Consider the following 20,883-nt stretch of genomic DNA (forward strand, 5'->3'; position numbering starts at 1 on the left):
TTCTTAATCACTGCTACCGCTCCAACAACTCCTTCAACTTCGCCTCCAAACTCGGCCCCCGCAAATCCGTCGCGATGATTTTCCCTTGTGGATCAATCAGGAAGGTTTTGGGGATGCCCGATACTTCGTACATCTGCGCGACCTCATTGCTCCAACCTTTGAGATCGCTGACGTGCTTCCAGGTCAACTTGTCAGCCTCAATCGCTTGCAACCAGCGGTCGCGGGCACTGTCGAGACTGACGCTGAGGATGTCAAAACCTTTGTCTTTGTATTGCTCGTACATGCGCACCACATTGGGGTTTTCCTGGCGGCAAGGGCCACACCAACTTGCCCAAAAGTCGATCAGGACATATTTGCCGCGCATGTCACTTAGTTTGAGGTCTTTACCTTCGGGGGTAGCCTGGGCGAAATCGGGTGCCACCGCGCCCGTCATCAAGCGCATGGCCCGATTCAACTCCTCTTGTACCGCAGCGACCGCTTTTGGTGATTTTTCAGCATAAGTTTTGATGAAGCGCTGCGCGTACTCCATATAGCCTGCACTTTTTCGTTTTTGCAAACCCGCCATTACACCCGCCATGGCCATTTGTTGGGCACCACTTCCTTCTGGGAATTTGGCCAACATCTGGTCCAGGTATTTTTTGATTTCGGTGGGAGGTATACCTACCCCACCCAGGGTTTGAGCATAAGCGCTGAAGTTTTCGTATACCCAGGGCATGCCGTTGTAGCCCGCATCTTTGAAGTCTACAAAATGGAAAAACTCGTTGGCAAAATAAGACAACTCGTCATTGTATCCGGTCGAGTTGTTGGGGTACGACACATAAGTATTGATGGCTACTACTCTGGCCAAAAGCGGATTGGCTTTTTTCAAAGAATCCAGCAGCGCGAGTTTTTTATCGTCTATTGCTTTTAACCCTTCTACTCCCGCTTTTTTGGCGGCATCATCTTTTGCCATAGCCCATTCGCGCAGGCCCATGCCGTGTTGGGTGTTGTGGTTGGTGATGCGAACCTTCACCTTTTCGTAGTCCATGTTGATGGCAGAACCAATCACAGAAGCCTGCCGGATGTTTCCACAATCCCCTTTGATCACGACCCCCGTTTCACTACCCAACAAAATCGGACGCGCGTTATTGGCAAAGGGGCCGACATAATAAAATTTAGGCTCCGATTTATTGAGACTGAACTCGTAGACATTTCCGTTAGTAGGGGTAGCCATCACGCGTTGTGCTTCCTGGAAAGTAACCCCGTCGAAGGTAAACAAAGCCAGGGAACCCTGACAACCGTTGAGTTCACAACGGATTTTTACTTTCTCCTGTGCTTGTGCTACAAAACTTGCCGCCAGCAAGCTGAGCATCAAAAAGATGTATTGAAAAGACTTCATCGCTTAAATTTGATGCAAATTTAACAGTTAACGCTTAATCAAGGTCTTAAAGAATGTTTAAAGTTTTGGGCTCACTGCGTTTGATTTTGCTTTTATGTTGCCTTTGCGACGTGAGCCAAATGCTATGGGCGCAAAAAAAGCTAAATCTGCAAAGTGACGCCCCCTTACCTGTCGACTTCAATCTGAGCGCTTACACCTACACGGATAGCCTTTCCCTACGAAGCAGCCTCCAACGCCTGGTGCTCGATCTACAGCAACGTGCGTACCTGGAAGCCTCGGTAGACAGTGTCACTTATCGCGACTCCAGTGCGCTGGCCTGGCTGCATTTGGGCCTGCCCTATCGGTGGGGGCAACTGATCCCTCGGGGCATTCCAGCAGATTGGTGGCGCAGTGTAGCAAATGATTTGCTGAAAAAAAAAGGCGGATTTGACCTAACAAAACTGGAGCAAGCCCAAAAAGCGCTGCTGCGCCAAGCCACTAGCCAAGGTTACCCCTTTGCCCAAATCCGACTCGACAGTGTGCAGGTACGCCCCGGTTGGTTCGATGCTCAAATGCGTTTGGACAAGGGAGATTTGATTTACTTTGACACTCTACTCATTCGAGGTGATGCTAATATCGCCCCCACTTATTTGCAATCTTACCTGGGATTTCAGCGCAAACAAGTTTACGATCAATCGCGGGTGGAACGCATCCGGGAGCGCATTCAGGAATTGCCTTTTTTGCAATTAAAATCCGACCCGGAGGTGGAATTCATTGGCTCACGCGCCTTGGTGGTGTTGGATTTGACCCGTCAAAAAGCCAGTCGTTTTGACTTCATCATCGGGGTATTGCCCAATAGCCAGCAGGTCAAAAGGCTATTGGTGACGGGGAGCTTTGAGGGGGAGTTGCAAAATCAGTTTGGACGTGGGGAGCGGCTTTATGCACGTTTTGAACAATTGCGCCCCACCAGCCCTCGGCTGGATGTGCAGTTCAATTATCCTTTTTTGGCCAATCTACCCATTGGCACCGATTTCAAATTGCATTTGTACCGCCGGGATACGGCCTTTTTAGACCTGGATTTGGATTTTGGGGTGCAGTACTTGTTTGAAGGGGGGAATTATTTCAAGGTATTTTGGAATCAGCGCAGCTCCCGTTTGTTGCAGTTGAATGAAGTGCAGTTGCTCGATTCCCGAATGCTTCCTCCCACCCTGGATGTGAGTCAATCTTCCTTTGGCTTGGAATTTCAGCAACAAGCCTTGGATTACCGCTTCAACCCTCGGCGTGGGTGGGCGATTTTAGGACGTGGAGGGGCAGGAACTAAAAAAATCTTACCCAATAGCCGCATCAACGAGCTCGGCTTGGGCTTCCTCTACGACACCCTGCAACTGCGCAGTTTTCAATACCGCCTGCTGAGCGAAACCGAAACTTATTTGCCTGTTGGCAAAAACACCACCCTCAAGCTCAAAGCCAGCACCGGCTGGACGATCACCAACCAGGCCATTTACCAAAATGAGCAATTCCGCATCGGGGGCAATCGGCTGTTGCGGGGTTTTGATGAAGAATTCATTTTTGCGACCCATTATGCGGTGGGTTCGGCGGAATACCGCCTACTGCTGAGCCGCAATTCTTTTTTGTACACCTTTGGAGATTATGCCTGGGTTGCTAATCGGACCACGATTGTGCAGGAGGATTACCGTGCTTTTGGTTTTGGAGCGGGCATTACTTTTGAAACCCGAGCGGGTTTGTTTGGGCTGAGCCTGGCTTTTGGGGCACGTACGGGAACTGCGATTGACTTTGCTGGGCCAAAGGTGCATTTTGGTTATGTGAGCTTGTTTTAGGAGCAGCAATATCGATTCTTATTCACCCACAATACTTGCCTTTGTATCAAAAGACTTAGTAACTGCTTAAACACAAAGAATGGATTGGATTCGGCTTCACCAAATCTTTTTAACACGACGGCCAACGAAACGACGACAAGACGTTCTCAGCGCTGTGCGCTGAGTGTCCCAACGCTTGGCGTTGGGTTGTAGCGGTAGCTAATCGTCGTGTCGTCGTTACGTTGTGCCGTCGTGTTAAAAAAAAGCAGCGAAGCTGCTTACTAACTGCGTAATGTGAGCTATTAAAATGGGCCTTGCTCATTTTGTTTCATGCTCGGTCGGAAAAGCTTATTTTTGAGAATTGCCTAGTGAGTACCTGTGCTTGTATCAACAACACCAAATACCTTATTCCATGAGAAAACCATCCACCCACCTGCTTTTTGGACTATTGGTTCTACCCATCTGCCTATGGGCGCAACCCGTCACCCCTGAACCCAGTGCCGATTTCAGTGTCCAACAACAAGGAGGCACTTACCTTTTCGCTCCCATTTTACCCAGCCAGCAAGCCATTCCAGGTGCCCCGCTCCCTTATTACGAGTACTATTGGGAATTTGGCGATGGGGCTTATAGTTTCGACAAATCGCCCAGCCATACTTACACCCGCAATGGTGCCTTTGAAGCGCAACTCTGGGCTACCGGGAAATACGACAAAGGCAAATCGCCCAAAACCCGTCCCAAGCGCAACGAAGTCAACGATCAAGCCAGCTACCTGGCCAGCAATTCGCCCGGGTTTCCGGTGACGCCAAAAGAAAAAATACTGAACCTGCGCGCCATCCGCAATCCCCGACCCGACGAAGAATTGGTATTTGTGCTGACCTACGCCAATCTCGATGAGGCCAACACATCTGGCGAGTTGCACCTTTTTTTCAACCAAAGAGAATACCGTCAGCCGCATTTTTCCTTTTTGCAAAGCCGGACCCATTATGGTGAAACGGATGGCAGTGGCCCCGACATCAGTTTTTCACCCGCCCGCTACCAAAGCCAAAATCTTTGGGCCAGCGTGGATGAGCGCGCCTGGGCCAATTGGATGCTTCCAGCGCTGCCCAACCAATTGGTGCAAGAAAGTCTGAACACCTACAGCCAGCAAAAAACCTGGCGTTTTAGCAACCTGAAGCGCGGTGAAAAACGCAACCTGTTCGTTTCCCTGCAAGCTACCCCTGCGATGCTAGCCGATACGAATGCCATCATCACGGTGGACGCTCTATACTTGGGCGACAACGGCAGCACCTCCAAAGTTACCTTGGAAATGGAAATCCTGGCTTCACACGACCCCAACAACATCGCCGTATCGCGCAAAAAGATGAGCTTCCGTGGCGTCAAAGGCAAGGGTTTGACTTACAAAGTGAATTTCCAAAACAATGGCGAAGGCCCAGCCAGTACCATTCAAATTACCACCGGAGTACCCCGGGGTATGGAAGCAACTGGACTTAGGGTGCTGGACATGTACCCACCCTGTCTGGTTTGTCCAGATGCTGCCGCCGCTGCCCTGAGTTGTTTGGATACAACGATCAAGGAGGATAAACTGATTTTTACTTTTCGCAACATCTACTTGCCCGGTACCAAACAAGATGGGATAAGCGACCGCGATTCTACCAAGGGTTTTGTCAAATACCGCATCGAGGCGGGGCGAAAAATGAAAAAATATCCCTTTGATAGTCAAGCGAGTATTGTTTTTGACCGCAATCCGCCGATTGTGACCAACCATGCCCGCACTCATTTTAAACCAGGCTGGTCGCTGGGGGCTATGTTGGGGCAAAATGTTTTTTTGGACAAACCAGGCTTGAACAGCACCTTCGCCGGGTTGACCCTTTCACCATTCAAACCCTACAAGCCCTACTTGCAGGTGGAAATTTTCCCCGCTACCACCGGAAGGTTGGATTTTCCAGCAGATGGTTTTATTTTACACCAATCTACCCGCCAAACAACCACGCAGTTGGGTGGGCGAGTCATTGATGTCGTGGTGGATTCACTGGTGCGGGCCAATGGCCCTGGGCACCAGGAATTCCAGACCCTGTCGGCGGTGCCCTTGCAGTTGCGCAAAAACCTGAGCGACTGGATGGGTATAGGTGTTGGGGTGGTGGCTTCGGTGCAAACCGAGCAGTTTACGGCCAGTTCGTACACCATTGGGCGGCGTACTTCTTTTTGTAAAATTGACGCCACTGGCAATTGCCAAAAGGGTGATGTATTCCAGGAATTGAGTTTCAGCCGGGAGCAAAAAACTTTAGATCGCGGTGATCTTACGCGCTGGGATTTTAGCGTATTTGCCGATATTCAATTGGGCTTGGTGCGCCGGGGCCCAGCGTTGGGTTTGCGCAATGTGTTGCGCTTGACCCAGGAGCCGAGGTATTATTTGGCGGGGTATTTGAGTTTTAAGATTTAGAAGGTGTTTGAATTTATATCGCGAGCTCCGAAGGGCCTATTTGAAGCCAAATTTCGTTCCGAAAATGCTCATTTAGCGCTGCTAAACTCCGCTTTTCGTGCCTCATTTGACTTCAAATAGCCTCCTTCTCGCTTTCGCGATATAAACTCAAACACCTTCTTAGGCTATTGTTTTTTCAACACCGACTTACTTATGAAGAGAACTACACAGTTTTACTCCTTGGTATTGCTATTTTTAGGCAGTTTTGGGGTGATGGATACGGAGCAGGGTAAAGCTAGAAGCCCCGCTAGGGGCGAAATTTGGGTAGCAAATGGTGATTCCCGAAGTTTCCCGAGTCCCGTCAGGGACGCGATATGGGTATTATCCCCTTCCAGATACCCACATCACGTCCCTACGGGACTCGGGAAAACTTCGAGGCTGTTGTCTTCTACCCATATCGCGCCCCTAGCGGGGCTCACGTTGCGCGAAAAGGCAGAACCAATCAACCCTTCCTTTCTCCCCCCCGACAAACAAGCCTACCGCCTACATTACCAAGGCTCACTCCAATATGCCGAAGGCAAATACCGCCAGGCCAGTGGCAATTTTCAACGCGCTTTTCACCTTTTTCCGGAAAATTTCAGTTTTGCGCTGGCGCATGGGTTATGCTTGGGGCGTTTGGGCAATGCCAGCGAGGCCAAAAAAGTATTGGAGAAAGCCCGTCAGCTCGTCGCCCCTAACGACCAGGAGCGCCAACAAAAACTGGCGATGGCGACCTTTTTTCTGGGCATGAGTTTCAGTTATGCCGATCGCTATGGTGAGGCGTTGCCCTTGTTACGTGATGCTGTGGCGATGCAACAGAAAATCCCACAAAAATCGCTGCTGAGTGTGTATTACAACGCCTTGGGCAAGGCGATTTTGCTGAATCAGGGGCGCAATGCCCATCGGCGCAATTACCAACCCTTGCATTACCACGTGCATCGGCGGGACATGGAAAAAGCCTTTGTGGCCTTTGAAGCGGCCGTCAAAGCAGACCCCGAAAATACAGTGGCGCTGCACAATTACCTGCAATTGGCGGATACCCTGAAGGTCAGTTCCATTTTGCCCGAAGCCGATTCCAACCAGGTTCAACGCCGGGAATACAAACCCACTTTCGTCAACATGCACAAAACCATCATCAGCGACCTGAAGCTGAACAATTACGACGAGATGGTTTTTTTGCTGGACATTTCCGGCTCGATGGTGATGGAAAAAGTGGTGTGTTATGGGGCGGATCGTTTTACGGCAATGAAGGATTTGTGCCTGAAAATCCTGCCTGAAATTGATACCAGTATTGAATTGGGGATTGGTACGATTGGAGGCGTATGTGATAGTCCGCCCGATTTGTGGTTTGCTTCGGGGGGCATCAACCGGGTGGATCTGCGCAGCAAATTGCGCTTTCTCATTCCCGATGGCACTACACCCCTGCTGACCATGTTGTTGCGTTGCCCGGAGCTATTTTCGGATGACCCCACACGCAGCAAGAGTATTTTCCTCATCAGTGATGGGGCCAATACCTGCCGCGAGGGTGGCATGGACATTTGTGAGTGGGCCAGCGAGTTGGCGGCCAAAGGCATCGCTGTCAATGTACTCACGTTCCTGAGCACCACCTCCGACAATACCGACGCTTTCGCCGAATACCTCTGTCTGGCCGAAAACACCAAAGCCAACATCATTTACCTCGACAATTACCGTTGCCGCCTGGAGCCTTTTGCTTTTGACATGGTGAAAACCTGCCAGTCGAAAATCCCGGCGATGGAGCGGAGTCGGTGCCTGGGGCCGAGCGTGAAGGAGTTGTGGAATGTGTGGGTGGCGAAGTGAGGGGTGATTTAGGTAGAAATATTTATGATGTAATCTTTAACCTTCAGCCAATCGTTAACATGATCAACAAATGACCTATTTAAATGGAATCTAGAAGGATGATAAAGCATAAAAATAGCTGGTTCTGAATCACTAACTTTTATGTAGCTTTTCGCCAGCAACTCATTCATGCTATGAGTTCTTAAGTTAACCAGATTTGCTGCCTTTTTTTCAAAAATACTAAGGACGGATAAGGCTGCAGGTTTTCCTAGTGTTATAATTACTTTTAGTTCAGGTTTGAGCATATTAATGAGTGGATCGAGAAACTTCGTTGCACAGTTACTATAACACTTTTCCTCAATCTTACTGCTTGCATTACCTGATTTCAAACATAAAACAGCATTAGTCAAGAATAAAGGATTATTTGAATTTTTACCATCATTTCTAGGAGGGCTAAGTCTAAATTCCTCAAGTAGATGATCAATAAGTGTTTTCAAATAATAATTAGTTTTGGTAGAATAACCCTTTTTATCATCTGTGCCACTTAATTCTTCACCAAATTGAACCTGTCCATGTTGAGCCAAAAAGCCATTTTGATGGTAAAAGTCTTGACCAACAATCAGTATTTTAGAGCGTAGGTTATTTGACCAAGTCGTAAGATTACCAATTTCCTGCGTGTCATAATGTGGAAATTCCGCCTGATTTTTCATCCCGAATTCTCTACAAAAAAAACAGGCTTTTCTTCTTTCAACTAGCTGCTTATAAATCTCTTCTTTAGTCATTTATAATAAAATTTCACATTTAAACAAGATGAATCCACTCTTTCAGAACTTTTCCGATAGAGACAATAAATCCATCCACATCAAACCCCTTCACCTTCTTCTTTTCCAGCGCATCTTTTAACACCTCAACAAAAAACGCAGCCAAATAAGCTTTAAACTCGGGAATAGTCGCCGCCATCACCCGCTCGTAGTCCATCCTCCAGTAAACTTCCAATACATTGGTTTTACGATGAAACACGATTTTATTGCTGTGTATCTTATCTTCTGGTTGCATAATGATGGCAACAAACCAAATGCGAGCTAGTCCATCCCCAAAGGATTTGAGGTCAATTTTGGTGTTCAAAAACTCCGAAAGCTGCAAAACCTGGTAAGCCTTTGCATCCGGCACTTCATGCCAAATCGCACTGGTCGTATAAATTGGAGAAGGTTGTTGCGTTGCTTGTGCATTCATAGTTGCAATTTAAATCATTTTTTTTAAAGATCAACCTTGTTTCCAGGTGGACGGATCAGGGGGATAGCTCTGCTTAAGTTCTCTGGCAATAATGCATAATGATATATTTTGTACTTTTCCAGTTTTAAGCAAGTTCCATAGTCCCCGATGTATTCTCTCTTGTATTGTAGATTTTCGGGAATTTCACCGATTGAATACCTTCGATTTTGGCCAATTTTAGTTACTCCGTATTTCCAGACCTCGCCTGCATTCAAATAAATCAAGCTACTTTCTCCACAGTTATAACATGGGTAATAGCCTGGTTTCAAGGCATAAATTACATATTGTTCAGCATTATCTAGCTCTTCAGATTCCTTTTGGTATTTTTTCTTTCGCTGGGGGGAAAGATCGTATCCGCCATCTTTCTCAACCAAAAAATCAAAATCTTCTACATTGAATGCTGCATAAATACCAGCAAAAGCAAAAAAAATAAGCCACCAATGGTTGCGACGAGGTTTCTGAGGTTGAGTCTCAGGAATTTTTGGTGCTGGTTTAGGAGCCGAGGGCAGCGTTGCAGTATTCATTTTTTGTAGGGTTTAAAAAAGAATTCAAACATATATTTTTTAGGCCAAAAAGGCAAGTTTTTTGACTAAATGTTGTTAATTTTCTTTGCTCAACTAATAATTCTTAGAAATCTAATTAAGTTAGTTTTTAGTTTATCGATAAAAGGTCGATATCGTATCTATATAATCACCCAAACTCATCCCAATTCACCAATCCCATCAATAGAACTAAGCCCAAAGCGACACTATTTTCATAAAGGAAACACCAAGGAGCACAAAGGACACCAAGTTAGACGTTGACGGTCTTTGTGCCCTCCGTGCCCCTTGTTTTTTTCTTTGTGCTAAAAAATATGCCGCTCTGAGTCTCCCCTACCTACCTCCGCATCATCAACACCCCCATACTCACAATCCAGCTCACCAACCCAAAAATGAAAATCCGAAACCCGGTCAAATCAATAAAATTAAACCTCATGACCAGCCCGATCAGCACCAATAACAAGAGCAAAATCCCCCAATAGCCCGTCCATTTCGGAAAAACCGCTGTCCGCAGGATCAGCACTGACCAAATGCCCATGGCCAGAAGGATAGAACCAATAAACACATAATCCATCGGTTGATTGATGGCAGCACCGTATCTGACGATGGATTGAACCACCTCTGGTTGAGCCTTAATCGCCTCCGTTGAATGGGATAAAAACATAGGCAAAGTCAGGCCATTGATCGTTGCAGCGACCAAGGCTGCGACCAGGCCCAAAGCAGCCATCATAAACGCCAGTGTCGACACTCTGCTATCCGTATGCAAAGCAACCGAGATGCCATAAAACCCAAACCCAATAAAAGGCAAACACAAAATGGCCAAGGAATGGGAGCCCACAATGACATTGTACACGTGCAAAATGTGCTCCACACTACCGCCGCTGGGGTGCAAAACCATCGTCGCAATGAGCAATAAAGAGCCGATAATCAGGCTGATGCCTGAAGTCCGTTTGAATTGAAAGTCCATAATTTGTGGTTTTAAGAAGCTGTAGCTCAAAGGTAAGCCAACTACAGCCTAACTACACTTGATCAAAATCAAGAACGACCTTTGCCTTTGGACAATTTATCGCGCACCCTGCTCAGGGTTTCAGGCGTAATTTTCAGGTAAGCAGCAATGATCTTGAGCGGAAATTGTTGGATCAAACCGGGGCGCTGGTCCAACACGTATTGGTATTTCTGAAGCGGAGTCATCAGGTTGTCAAAAAAACGAACCCTGCCCGTGGCTTGGTCCAGCACTTTACCCAGTTGTAAGAAGACTGGCGATAACGCAATGAGTTCATGCAAACGAAACACAGACAATTCAAAAATCGAACAATCTGTAAAAGCTTTGATGCAAGAATCCGAAGGTTTTTGGTTAAAAAAACTGCTGGCATTCAAAAACCATTCCTGATCCAGGTGCAGGTCGATCACGTTTAATTCGTTGTCCGCTTTGTAATTGAATTGATAAAGGGCACCACTCAGGTTGTAAAATACAGAAGTGCAGACTGCTCCCTCGGGCAAGACTATTTCATCCTTGCTCAGTTTGCGGTACACAATTTTGGATTCAAACAATTGTGCCTGCTCTTCATTAAAGTTTCCCGTTTGTTTCAAAATTTCCGCAATCATGCCTGAGTGGTATTTAGCCTTAAAAATACACACTATCCCGGTTTCACCCCGCAAGTTTTCCCCCTTTCACTATTTCAATTCAACTTTTCTCTCTACATTGCGCCGTAAAAACTTATTCAGCACAAAATGGGCCTAAAGCCTAAGCACTAATCAATAAAAACCTAACCGACCGCTGGTCAGTTAGGTTTTTATAATTTATACACAACCTTATGGGAATCGATGTACTCTTGGGCCTCCAGTGGGGCGATGAAGGAAAGGGTAAAATTGTGGACTACCTGGCCCCAAAATACAACATTGTCGCCCGTTTCCAGGGAGGCCCCAATGCCGGGCACACCCTCAAGTTTGATGGCAAAAAATTTGTCCTGCACACCATCCCTTCCGGTATTTTCCGCGATGAGCTGATCAACCTGATTGGCAATGGAGTGGTGTTGGACCCCATCACGCTGGAAAAGGAAATCGAAAAACTGGTTGAAGTTGGTGTGGATTATCACAGCCGCCTGTTCGTTGCCCGCAAGGCTCATTTGATTTTGCCCACCCACCGCTATTTGGACGCTGCTTCCGAAAACGCGAAGGGCAAAGCCAAAATTGGTTCTACTCTGCGCGGAATTGGCCCAACCTACATGGACAAAACCGGGCGCAATGGCCTGAGGGTAGGTGACGTCATGTCTCCCAATTTTTTGGAAAAATACGAAACCCTCAAGCAGAAGCATCTGATGCTGCTGGGGCAATATCCTGCAGTAGAATTCGACCTCGAAGTCGAAGAAAAAAAATGGATGGACAGCCTGCAAATGCTGCGTTCCCTGAACCTGGTGGATTGTGAATACTTCATCAATCAGGCTCTGGCGGAAGGCAAACGGATCCTGGCTGAAGGTGCCCAGGGCTCCATGCTCGACATCGACTTCGGGACCTACCCTTTTGTCACTTCTTCCAATACCATCACCGCCGGGGTTTGTACGGGTTTGGGGGTAGCGCCTTCGACCATCAAGGAGGTAATCGGCATCACCAAAGCTTATTGCACCCGCGTGGGTTCAGGACCATTCCCCACCGAGTTGCACGATGAAACGGGTGAATTGCTGCGCAAGGAAGGTGCCGAATTTGGTGCCACCACTGGCCGGCCTCGTCGTTGCGGCTGGATCGATCTGCCCCAGCTCAAGTATACCATCATGCTCAATGGGGTTACCCAACTGAACGTGACCAAACTAGACGTACTCAATATTTTTGAAACCATCTACGCTGCCACACATTACAAAATCAATGGCCAATTGACCGATCAGTTGCCCTTCGATCTTTGTGATGAAGAAGTTGAGCCCGTATATGAAGCCTTCGCTGGTTGGCAACAATCGCTTCCGGCTGGCATCGAATATTCGGCATTGCCCGATACTGCCCGTACTTACCTGGAAGCGCTGGAGCGTTACTTGGGGGTACCAGTTACCATCATTTCGGTGGGACCGGAGCGGGCGAGTTTGATTTTGAAGTGAGTTGAGAAGGTTTAGGGAGGTTGAGAAGGTTTAGGGAGGTTTAGGCTACCGCGAGCGACTTAGACAAGGACTTCGTCAAAATTACTCGCGGTAGCCTCAACCTTCTCAACCCTCTCAACCTCCCTCAACCCAAAAGATACTTTCCCACTGACATATTACCCACCCCCCAATTGACGTTTTTCAACATCCGTAACAAACATTTCCGTATTTTGTAACCCAAAATGAATTAGCAGCAATGGATTTGCAACAAGCCCGAATTCTCGTTCGTAAGATCAATTCACTCTTCAAGAGTATGGAAATGGATGGATCGCCTCAACCCACACCGATTGAGCGCGACCTGATGTTGAGTTACCTGCGTCAGTTGTACCAAAGTTTTTTGGACGATGTGGGAGAGACTGGTAAACTCACCGTAAGTGCTCCGCTGGTAGAAATTCCAGTCAGCAAACCGGAGCCCAAACCAGAGCCAGAGCCAGTCAAACCAATCTACGAAGCGCCCAAAACCTACGTGCCACCCGTGATCAACGTAGCGCCGCCTGTGGTAGAAACAGCTCCCGTGGTAGAAATACGCGAGGAGCCCAGAGTATACATTCCACCCGTTGAAGCACCCAAACCTCCAGTGGTAGAGGTAAAACCGGAACCTATTCCTGTAACGCCGCCACCACCGCCACCACCTGTAATCCCTACCCCTTCAACAGGCAGTAGCAATAGCCGCATAGAAGCGCTCTTCTCTTTCAAAAAGGCAACGGAATTGTCTGAAAAATTGAGCGAGATGCCCATCCCCGACCTGACCAAGGGCATGTCCATCAACGACCGGCTCTTGTACATGAACGAGTTGTTTGGCCGGGATATGAGCAAATTGGATGAAGTCTTGCGGGCGCTGAATAATTTCCCGAGCCTGGACAGCGCCAAAAGTTACCTCATGGGTGTTGCCACACAATTCAACTGGGGTGATGACGATCGCAGTGAAATCGCGCAGTCTTTCATCAAGTTGGTGCGGCGGCGTTTCGTGTAGGGTTGCCCCTGCGTGGGCAACCGCCTCTGCGTGGGCAACCGCCCCTGCGTGGGCAACCAAATACAATGGGCAGCCACATAGGGCTGCCCCAACAACCCAAACAACATGAAAAAGATTGCCGTATTCACTTCTGGTGGAGACTCTCCGGGCATGAACGCCTGTATCCGCGCGGTAGTACGCACTGCCTTACACGAAGGCCTGGCTGCCGCTGGTATCCGGCGTGGTTATCAGGGCTTTATTGATGGCGACATTTACGACATGGACCACCATTCGGTCAGCAACATCATTCAACAAGGTGGGACAATCCTGTATTCGGCGCGTTGTGCAGAATTCCGTACTCCTGAAGGCCGTCTTAAAGCGTATGAAAACCTCTCTAAATTTGGCATTGACGGCATCGTTGCCATTGGCGGGGATGGTACCTTTACTGGGGCACATATTTTTATGCAGGAATATCCAGACATCAAGTTTGTAGGTTGCCCGGGCACCATCGACAACGACCTAATGGGTACCGATTACACCATTGGTTACGATACCGCAATCAATACGGCGATGGAGGCGATCGATAAAATTCGTGATACCGCCAGCGCCCACGATCGTTTGTTTTTCATTGAAGTAATGGGCCGTGATGCCGGATTCATTGCCATGGCAGCCGGGATTGCGACAGGTGCCGAGGCGATTCTCGTACCCGAAACCCATACTGATATTGAAGGCCTGATTGAAAAATTGGAATGGGGCTGGAAAAACAAAAAGAACTCCAGCATAGTGATTGTTGCTGAAGGTGACGAGGCAGGTGGAGCCCAAAAAATTGCCGAAATGGTCAAAGCCAGACTCAATCACTACGAAATCAAGGTTTCCATCCTCGGGCACATCCAACGCGGTGGCCGCCCAAGCTGTATGGAGCGGGTCCGCGCCAGTCGGATGGGGGCAGCTGCTACTAAGGCCCTGATCGAAGGCAAATCCAATGTGATGATTGGGATTGTGAACAACGAAATTGTGTATACTCCATTCGGGCAGTGCATCAAACACCAAGAAATGGACAGCAATCTGGTAGAAATGGTCGACTTGTTGAGTTAGCGTAAATGTATAAGCCATGAAGCAGAAGCTGGACAAGCTTTTTAAGCCACAATCGCTAGCCATCATTGGTGACTTCATTGACGTAGAAAATCCGGGTTACCGCCTGGTACACAACCTTGCTCAAGCTGGCTTCAAAGGCCCCATCTACACAGTTGCTCCCAGCGGACTTGCGGTGGGTGGCCCTGCTTCGTTCAAAACCATCGCTGAATTACCTACAAAGGTTGACCTAGCACTGATCACCACCACGCCCAATCAGTGGGGTGAATTGCTCAATGAATGTGGCAAAGCGGGCGTTGGCAGCATCGCTTTAGTCGACTCCGACCAACTCTACCCTGCCGAAACCCTGCAACAATACCGCCAACAAGCCCAACAGATTTGTCGCCGCTACCACATGCGTTTGTTGGGGCCAAATAGTATGGGTTTTATTGCCCCCCATCAACGGCTCAATGCCAGTTTTTCCTCCAAAATGCCGCTGCCCGGCAACCTGGCGCTGATTTCCCAGAGTGGTGCGCTGCTCAGTTCCATTTTGGACTGGTCGACAGAACAAAGGGTCGGCTTCAGCTATGTTGTCGGCCCGGGTCAGATGTCGGACATTGGTTTTGCGGACCTGATTGACTATTTCGGGTCCGATTCGCAGACCTCCTGCATCCTGATTTACATGGAAAGCCTGCAAAATGCTCGCCGTTTCATGAGTGCCGCCCGGGCTTTTGCCCGCCACAAACCGATCATCGTACTCAAAGCCGGGCGCAGTGAAGAAGGCGTAAAAGCTGCTTTTTCCCATACTGCCACCCTCACGGGCAACGATGCCGCTTTTGATGCCGCTTTCCGCCGTGCCGGGGTCATTCGGGTGACCACCATCGCACAATTGTTCAATCTGGCTCAGGCACTGGCCATGCAACCCCGCCCAAGGGGCAACAACCTCGCCATCGTTAGCAACGGCGGCGGCCCTAGCGTATTGGCTACCGATCACCTGATCCACAATCGGGGGCAATTGGCCACATTGTCGGATCGCAGCATCCAGGCCTTAACCGGAATTTTGCCATCCACTCAAGAAATATGTAATCCCGTTGATTTACCCAGCCAGCCCGATCCCGAGCAGTACGCCTTGGCGGTACAGACTTGCCTGCGCGATGAGGGTGTCCACGGGGTATTGGCCATTTTTTCCCCAAACAATGAAGCACAAGCCTTGGCCATGGCGGAAGCGCTGGTCAAAGCCAGCCGAAACTCCAACAAGCCCTTACTCAGCGCCTGGATGGGTGAAGGGGAAGTACGCGCTGCACGCAAAATTCTGGAAGCAGGCCGGATTCCCAATTACCGGTTTCCAGAAAGTGCCGTAGATGCCTTCTTACGCATCCATCGGTACATGCGGGATTTGGAACTTTTGTACGAAACACCTTCGGCAATCCCAAAAGATTTTGAGCCAGACACAACCAAGGCCCGGGCCATCATCCAAAACGTCCGCCAGCAAAAACGCACCGTATTGCTCGACCACGAAGCCAAAGCACTTTTGGCTACTTACCAAATTCCAGTCAATCGGAGTTTGTTTTGTCAAAGCATTGAAGAAGCTGCCGAGGCAGGCGAGCAGTTGGGTTATCCAGTAGCCCTGAAGTTGGTTTCTTCCGAAATCGGCCACAAAACCGAAGTGGGTGGCGTACACCTGCACCTGCAAGACGAAAATGCCCTACGCCTGGCCTATCGCAATACCTTGCACAACCTGGAGCAATCCAAGCCTGGTACCAAAGCCGAGGGGGTAATGGTGGAAAAAATGGTTTACCGCCCTTTTGAAATCATCATGGGGGCGAAAAAAGACCCGGTTTTTGGCCCAGTGATCGTGTTTGGGCGCGGCGGCATTGCGGTGGAGGTGTTTAAAGATACCCAAATGGGTTTGCCGCCCTTAAATATGGCTCTGGCGCAACGCCTCATTGAGGGCACCCGGATGTATCCACTATTGAAAGGTTATCGCGGACAGCCGGGTAGTAATTTGGCTGAACTCAACTTTTTGCTCTGCAAATTTGCCTACCTGGTGATGGATTTTCCGGAGCTCAAGGAGATCGAAATGAACCCGCTGCTGGCGGATACAAAGGGGGGAATTGTGGTAGATGCAACGGTGGTTTTGGAAGAAAGCTCCCCGGAAGTGGTTGGGCCCGAATACCGTCATTTGGTCATTTCGCCTTATCCAGGTAAAAAATACAGCAAAACGGTTAGCCTCAAAACGGGTGAAGTAGTCACCTTGCGGCCAATTCGCCCAGAGGATGAACCTGCTATGGCCCGAATGTTACAGGGCGTCTCCAATGATTCTTTGTACATGCGTTTTTTTGGCTACGTCCCCAAAATCAACCATGCCTGGATGATCCGCTTTACTCATATTGATTACGATCGGGAAATGGCGATTGTGGCGGAAATCAGTCGTGGAGCTGGTCGGGAATTGCTGGGTTCGGTGCGGATCATTGAAGATGCCTGGCGCGAAACGGCGGAGTATTCTATCCTGATTGCGGATCATTTTCAGGGCCGTGGGCTGGGGAACATCATGACTGACTATATTTTGGACATCGCGCGGGATCGGAAGATTGAAAAAATTGTGGCCTCGGTGTTGTCGCAAAATAAGTCGATGATTAGGTTGTTTGAAAAACGGGGATTTGCCTTTGACAAGAGTGATATGGAGGTGTATGAAGTCGAATTGGAACTGTGAATTTTTAGCGCTCCTGCTTTTGAAAGAGGCCTCCACTAATATAATCAAAGCTGCATATTACTGAGGTGGCCCTTTAGTGTCTTATGTTTCTTAGGTGGTGAAATAATCCCCTGCTACGCAGGTTTTCTCTTTTCCACCACCTAAGAAACCTAAGACACTAAAGGGCCACCTCAGTTTTTATTACAGCGGCAACAAGGCCGTTACCAAGACATCCACCGTCAGTGCGACGCCGGGGCTAAGGTTCAGCAAGCCAAGGTTGAGGCTATTGGTAGAATTGGCGGTCAAGGTGCCTTTCAAGCTCATTTGCCCGGTGCTGTTGTTTTTGGTGTAGCCCGCAACAACCAGTTCATATTCCCCTGCTTCCAGGAAATGCAGCTCATAATTGCCGCTGGCATCTACAGTGGCGCTGCCTACAGCCTTGCTGAATTCGATGTCGCTTGCGCCCTGGCCATCAATTTCCACATTGCGGTTGAACTCCCCTTTTTTGTAAGCATACACCACGATTTTGTCGCTCAAAGAAATGACGTCCTGGACTTTTCCTTTGATCACACTTGCTTTGGATTTGGCAGCTACACGCAATGCGGTATTCAACTCAGTAGCAGTGACAAAATCGTACTTATCGGTAACGTTGTCTGATCTTTTGATCGCCTTGCGCAGATCAAAATCTACGACCAGATCGGTTTGTTGACCAGCCTGAATGAGGTAGTTGTAGTTGAGGGTGATTTCGCTGGTGGTGGAGGTCAGCGCGTGCCTGCTGCCATTGTCTTCTTGTACATAGCAACCCGGTGCGGCACCATTTTGGTCTTTTTCGTAGTCCAGTACCAGGGTGATGTTGCTGTAGGTTTTGGCATCAAGCTCCGCAATACCGAGTACTTTAGTGTTGCCTTTTTGATAAGCCAAAAGGTCGATGGTAACTTTGGAAAAACCTTCTACGGATTGTCCATCCAATTTTACATCCGCAATGGTGACGAAGGTGGATTTGACGTTGGCATCGTCGATGGGGGCATCGGTTATTTCGATGCGGGCAGTGCCTTTTGAATCATCGAGATCATTTTTTTCGCAAGAAAACATAGTAATTGCGAACATTGCTGCGCACAGCAATGCGGTGAATTTTGTGTTCATGGTTATTGGTTTTTTGAGGTAATAAACAGCCCCTTAAACGCCCTCAAAATTCCATCTATTGCCCCTTAACATTCCTTGGCTGTGCTAATTTGGATTAAATCTAATCTGTAAGTGCTTTATTTTTACCAGGTTTAGTATCTTGCTTGCGTTTTTTTAAAAAAAGCAAAAAAAATTTCCTAACGACATGGAAAACAGCAATATCGAAAAAAAATTGGCCGAATTAGGACTCGTTTTACCCACCCTTCCTGGCTCAAAAGGCATTTACCACAGTTGCCTCACGGTGGATAAACTGGTGTATGTGTCCGGCCACGTGTCCGTACAAAGCGATGGCAGCTTCATCAGTGGAAAATTGGGGCAAGACCTCGACGAAAGTGAAGGCCAAATTGCCGCCCGCCAATGTGGCCTGGCCATGTTGACTTCTCTGAAAAAACACCTGGGCAATCTAGATCGCATCAAACGAGTGGTCAAATTGCTGGGCATGGTGAACAGCACCCCTGAGTACACCATGCACCCGGTGGTGATCAATGGCTGTAGCACTTTGTTTGTCGATTTGTGGGGGGATGAGTATGGCAAGGGCGTGCGGAGTGCCGTGGGCATGGGCTCATTGCCGGGGAATGTGGCGGTGGAGGTTGAGGGGATTTTTGAGCTTGAGTGAGGTGATATCCTACGCAGCCGTGTCGTCATTTCCAATTTTATTAAAATTGAGGCAAATTGATAACCAACCAATGTTCGGCTACGACCAGCGGCAGCGCCGCCAAAACGTCTGTAGAAACCAGGGTATCGTAAAATTAAAGGTACAGCGCACCGAAACAACAAGCCTAATTTGTTGCGGTGCGCTGCACCTTTGACTCAATACTGCGGACAAAATCTACAGACGTTTGGCGGCTCTGCCGCTGGTCGTTGAGCGTAAGATTGCTTAGTTTCCTTATTATCAACTCGCCTCAGCCTGATTAAAGAAGCACCTATTTAGTGCAAATAAATGCACACCCGTGCAACGTTTCCCCCCACTTCCTGCGCCATATGGTTAACTTTATACCCGAACCATGGCGAAAGCAAGCAACACCCTTATGGCCTTAGAACCCGATGACCTGCTGCAATCATGCATTACAGGCGATAGCCGTGCTCAGTTTCGTTTTTATGAACGCTACAGCCCCCGCTTGTACGCCGTATGCCTGCGGTATGGGCGCGATGAAGGCGAAGCCAACGATATGCTCCAGGAAGGTTTTATCAAAATTTTTCGGGAATTATCTGCCTTTCGCGGCGAAGGGAGCCTCGAAGCCTGGATGTGTAAAATTATGGTCAATACTGCGCTGAGTCGCTTGCGCAAAAAAAGCCTCAAGTTCCTGCCTTACGTAGAACCCCCGGAAAACCTGTACACCGACGAAGACATCATCGGAGCGCTCAGCGCTTCTGAGCTGATTACGGTACTCAATCACCTGCCGCAGGGATACCGCACCGTGCTCAATTTGTACGCCATCGAAGGGTATTCCCATGCGGAAATTGCCACGATGCTCGACATCAGTGAAGGCACATCGCGCTCGCAATACCTGCGCGCAAAGATTGCGCTGAAAAACCGTTTGGAACAACTCAAAAAAATGAACGCCAGATGAAACCAAGAGATCCCAAATCCTTTGAAGGGTTGTTGCAAAAAAAGCTGGCCGAGCACCAAGCCGCGCCGCCGCCCAATTTATGGGCAAAAATCGAGCGGGAAACGGCCCCACAAAAACTGCGTTTTTTGGCCCGCCGGCTGAATAGCAATCTGCATTGGTTGAACCTGGCGGCAACGGTTTTGCTGGTGGTGGTTGCGCTGTTTATTTTGTCCCCCCCTCAAAACAAGTCAATCGATTTGCCCTTGCCCAAACTCAATACCCCTTTGCAACAACAACTCAAAGGAGCAACAGATAGCATCGATTCTTTGAAAAAACTATTTCATTTACCCAAAACTAAAACCAAACCGAACCATGAAAAAGCAAATTGAGGAAGAAAGCCAGGAAAACCTGAATGCCGAAATGCTGGCCGCCATTTCTAAACTTACCCGGGCTGGCTTTTTACTAATGATTGTATTGATTTTGCTGCTCTGGCAAAACTATTCCAGGTTGTTTGGCAGTAAAAATGATGGAATGCAAGTGGTACAAACTGCGTTGCCCATCCTGAGTCCGACGGCGCAAAAAGGCAAAGACCTGTTCAAAAATAACTGCGCCTCCTGCCACAATCGCGACATGCAATCGAACCTGACCGGGCCAGCCTTGGGAGGGGTGCAAGAACGTTGGGCGGCTTACCCACGTACCGACCTGTACCAGTGGATTCGCAATTCGCAAGCTTTGATCGATGCGGGCCACCCCCGTGCTCAGGAGCTGTGGAACAAATGGAAACCCGTAATCATGACTCCCTCCAGTAGCCTCAAAGATGAAGACATTGACGCCATTTTAACCTATGTAGAAGAACAATACGCTGCACGTTGATTGTTTTATTGAAAAAATAAATCGACCGTTCACCCAAATAAAACAACCGCACACCAAAAAAGCTTTGGTTTATAATTTTTTTTTTACATTTGCATTACAAAGAGGCTTTCCATACACATTTCACTATTATTCTAGCCAATTCTCCACGAACGGATTCGTGGTTTGCAAAACCCACCCGGGTATCTCACGAATGAATGCGTG

Annotated in this window: 18 protein-coding genes; 11 read left to right on the forward strand and 7 right to left on the reverse strand. The window is 48.5% G+C overall.

The features are described 5' to 3' along the window. Positions 1-13: 13 nt before the first annotated feature. Positions 14-1,378: a peroxiredoxin family protein gene (locus ACEW9O_RS25640; protein WP_373553079.1), complete on the reverse strand. Its 1,365-nt coding sequence runs from the start codon at positions 1,376-1,378 to the stop codon at positions 14-16. Between the two features lie 53 nt (positions 1,379-1,431). Between ACEW9O_RS25640 and ACEW9O_RS25645 the strand changes: the two genes are divergently transcribed. From ACEW9O_RS25645 to ACEW9O_RS25655, 3 genes are all read left to right on the forward strand, one after another. Continuing rightward, complete coding sequence (locus ACEW9O_RS25645; protein WP_373553080.1) at positions 1,432-3,195, forward strand: hypothetical protein; 1,764 nt, start codon at positions 1,432-1,434, stop codon at positions 3,193-3,195. 391 nt (positions 3,196-3,586) lie between these two features. Beyond that, positions 3,587-5,614: a PKD domain-containing protein gene (locus ACEW9O_RS25650; protein WP_373553081.1), complete on the forward strand. Its 2,028-nt coding sequence runs from the start codon at positions 3,587-3,589 to the stop codon at positions 5,612-5,614. A 420-nt stretch (positions 5,615-6,034) separates the two neighbouring features. Continuing rightward, positions 6,035-7,450 (forward strand): hypothetical protein, encoded by a 1,416-nt coding sequence (locus tag ACEW9O_RS25655; protein ID WP_373553082.1) that lies wholly within the window; start codon positions 6,035-6,037, stop codon positions 7,448-7,450. An 8-nt stretch (positions 7,451-7,458) separates the two neighbouring features. Here ACEW9O_RS25655 and ACEW9O_RS25660 read toward each other — a convergent pair whose 3' ends face one another. The 5 genes from ACEW9O_RS25660 to ACEW9O_RS25680 all read right to left on the reverse strand — a co-directional run bounded on the left by ACEW9O_RS25660 (position 7,459) and on the right by ACEW9O_RS25680 (position 10,845). Next, positions 7,459-8,211: a uracil-DNA glycosylase family protein gene (locus ACEW9O_RS25660; protein WP_373553083.1), complete on the reverse strand. Its 753-nt coding sequence runs from the start codon at positions 8,209-8,211 to the stop codon at positions 7,459-7,461. 19 nt (positions 8,212-8,230) lie between these two features. Then, complete coding sequence (locus ACEW9O_RS25665) at positions 8,231-8,662, reverse strand: hypothetical protein (RefSeq protein ID WP_373553084.1); 432 nt, start codon at positions 8,660-8,662, stop codon at positions 8,231-8,233. Between the two features lie 23 nt (positions 8,663-8,685). Next, complete coding sequence (locus ACEW9O_RS25670) at positions 8,686-9,225, reverse strand: hypothetical protein (protein ID WP_373553085.1); 540 nt, start codon at positions 9,223-9,225, stop codon at positions 8,686-8,688. Between the two features lie 352 nt (positions 9,226-9,577). Then, entirely contained in the window at positions 9,578-10,207 is a 630-nt protein-coding gene (locus ACEW9O_RS25675; RefSeq protein WP_373553086.1) for a hypothetical protein, read from the reverse strand. 68 nt (positions 10,208-10,275) lie between these two features. Next, the gene (locus ACEW9O_RS25680) at positions 10,276-10,845 is read right to left on the reverse strand and encodes a Crp/Fnr family transcriptional regulator (RefSeq protein ID WP_373553087.1); all 570 of its coding nucleotides are present in this window, start codon (positions 10,843-10,845) and stop codon (positions 10,276-10,278) included. Positions 10,846-11,054: 209 nt separating this feature from the next. On the opposite strand from ACEW9O_RS25680, the gene ACEW9O_RS25685 reads away from it, so the two are divergent. The 4 genes from ACEW9O_RS25685 to ACEW9O_RS25700 all read left to right on the forward strand — a co-directional run bounded on the left by ACEW9O_RS25685 (position 11,055) and on the right by ACEW9O_RS25700 (position 17,098). Continuing rightward, complete coding sequence (locus ACEW9O_RS25685; protein WP_373553088.1) at positions 11,055-12,323, forward strand: adenylosuccinate synthase; 1,269 nt, start codon at positions 11,055-11,057, stop codon at positions 12,321-12,323. A gap of 235 nt (positions 12,324-12,558) precedes the next feature. After that, positions 12,559-13,335 (forward strand): hypothetical protein, encoded by a 777-nt coding sequence (locus tag ACEW9O_RS25690; protein ID WP_373553089.1) that lies wholly within the window; start codon positions 12,559-12,561, stop codon positions 13,333-13,335. A 105-nt stretch (positions 13,336-13,440) separates the two neighbouring features. Next, on the forward strand, positions 13,441-14,409 hold the full coding sequence (gene pfkA / locus ACEW9O_RS25695) for a 6-phosphofructokinase (protein WP_373553090.1): 969 nt from the start codon (positions 13,441-13,443) through the stop codon (positions 14,407-14,409). Positions 14,410-14,425: 16 nt separating this feature from the next. Next, the gene (locus ACEW9O_RS25700) at positions 14,426-17,098 is read left to right on the forward strand and encodes a GNAT family N-acetyltransferase (protein ID WP_373553091.1); all 2,673 of its coding nucleotides are present in this window, start codon (positions 14,426-14,428) and stop codon (positions 17,096-17,098) included. Positions 17,099-17,278: 180 nt separating this feature from the next. On the opposite strand, the gene ACEW9O_RS25705 is transcribed toward ACEW9O_RS25700, so the two are convergent. Further along, positions 17,279-18,220, reverse strand: a complete 942-nt coding sequence (locus ACEW9O_RS25705) for a DUF4382 domain-containing protein (RefSeq protein ID WP_373553092.1) — start codon at positions 18,218-18,220, stop codon at positions 17,279-17,281. Positions 18,221-18,404: 184 nt separating this feature from the next. Here ACEW9O_RS25705 and ACEW9O_RS25710 point away from each other — a divergent pair, with 184 nt between their 5' ends. From ACEW9O_RS25710 to ACEW9O_RS25725, 4 genes are all read left to right on the forward strand, one after another. Further along, the gene (locus ACEW9O_RS25710) at positions 18,405-18,875 is read left to right on the forward strand and encodes a RidA family protein (RefSeq protein ID WP_373553093.1); all 471 of its coding nucleotides are present in this window, start codon (positions 18,405-18,407) and stop codon (positions 18,873-18,875) included. A 388-nt stretch (positions 18,876-19,263) separates the two neighbouring features. Further along, on the forward strand, positions 19,264-19,830 hold the full coding sequence (locus ACEW9O_RS25715; protein WP_373553094.1) for an RNA polymerase sigma factor: 567 nt from the start codon (positions 19,264-19,266) through the stop codon (positions 19,828-19,830). After that, complete coding sequence (locus ACEW9O_RS25720; protein WP_373553095.1) at positions 19,827-20,198, forward strand: hypothetical protein; 372 nt, start codon at positions 19,827-19,829, stop codon at positions 20,196-20,198. The genes ACEW9O_RS25715 and ACEW9O_RS25720 overlap by 4 nt, the downstream gene beginning before the upstream one ends. Then, positions 20,182-20,682, forward strand: a complete 501-nt coding sequence (locus tag ACEW9O_RS25725) for a cytochrome c (RefSeq protein WP_373553096.1) — start codon at positions 20,182-20,184, stop codon at positions 20,680-20,682. Before ACEW9O_RS25720 ends, ACEW9O_RS25725 begins: the two co-directional genes overlap by 17 nt. Positions 20,683-20,883 lie beyond the last annotated feature (201 nt).

It is taken from the genome of Haliscomenobacter sp., from assembly GCF_041740695.1.
GTDB lineage: Bacteria > Bacteroidota > Bacteroidia > Chitinophagales > Saprospiraceae > Haliscomenobacter.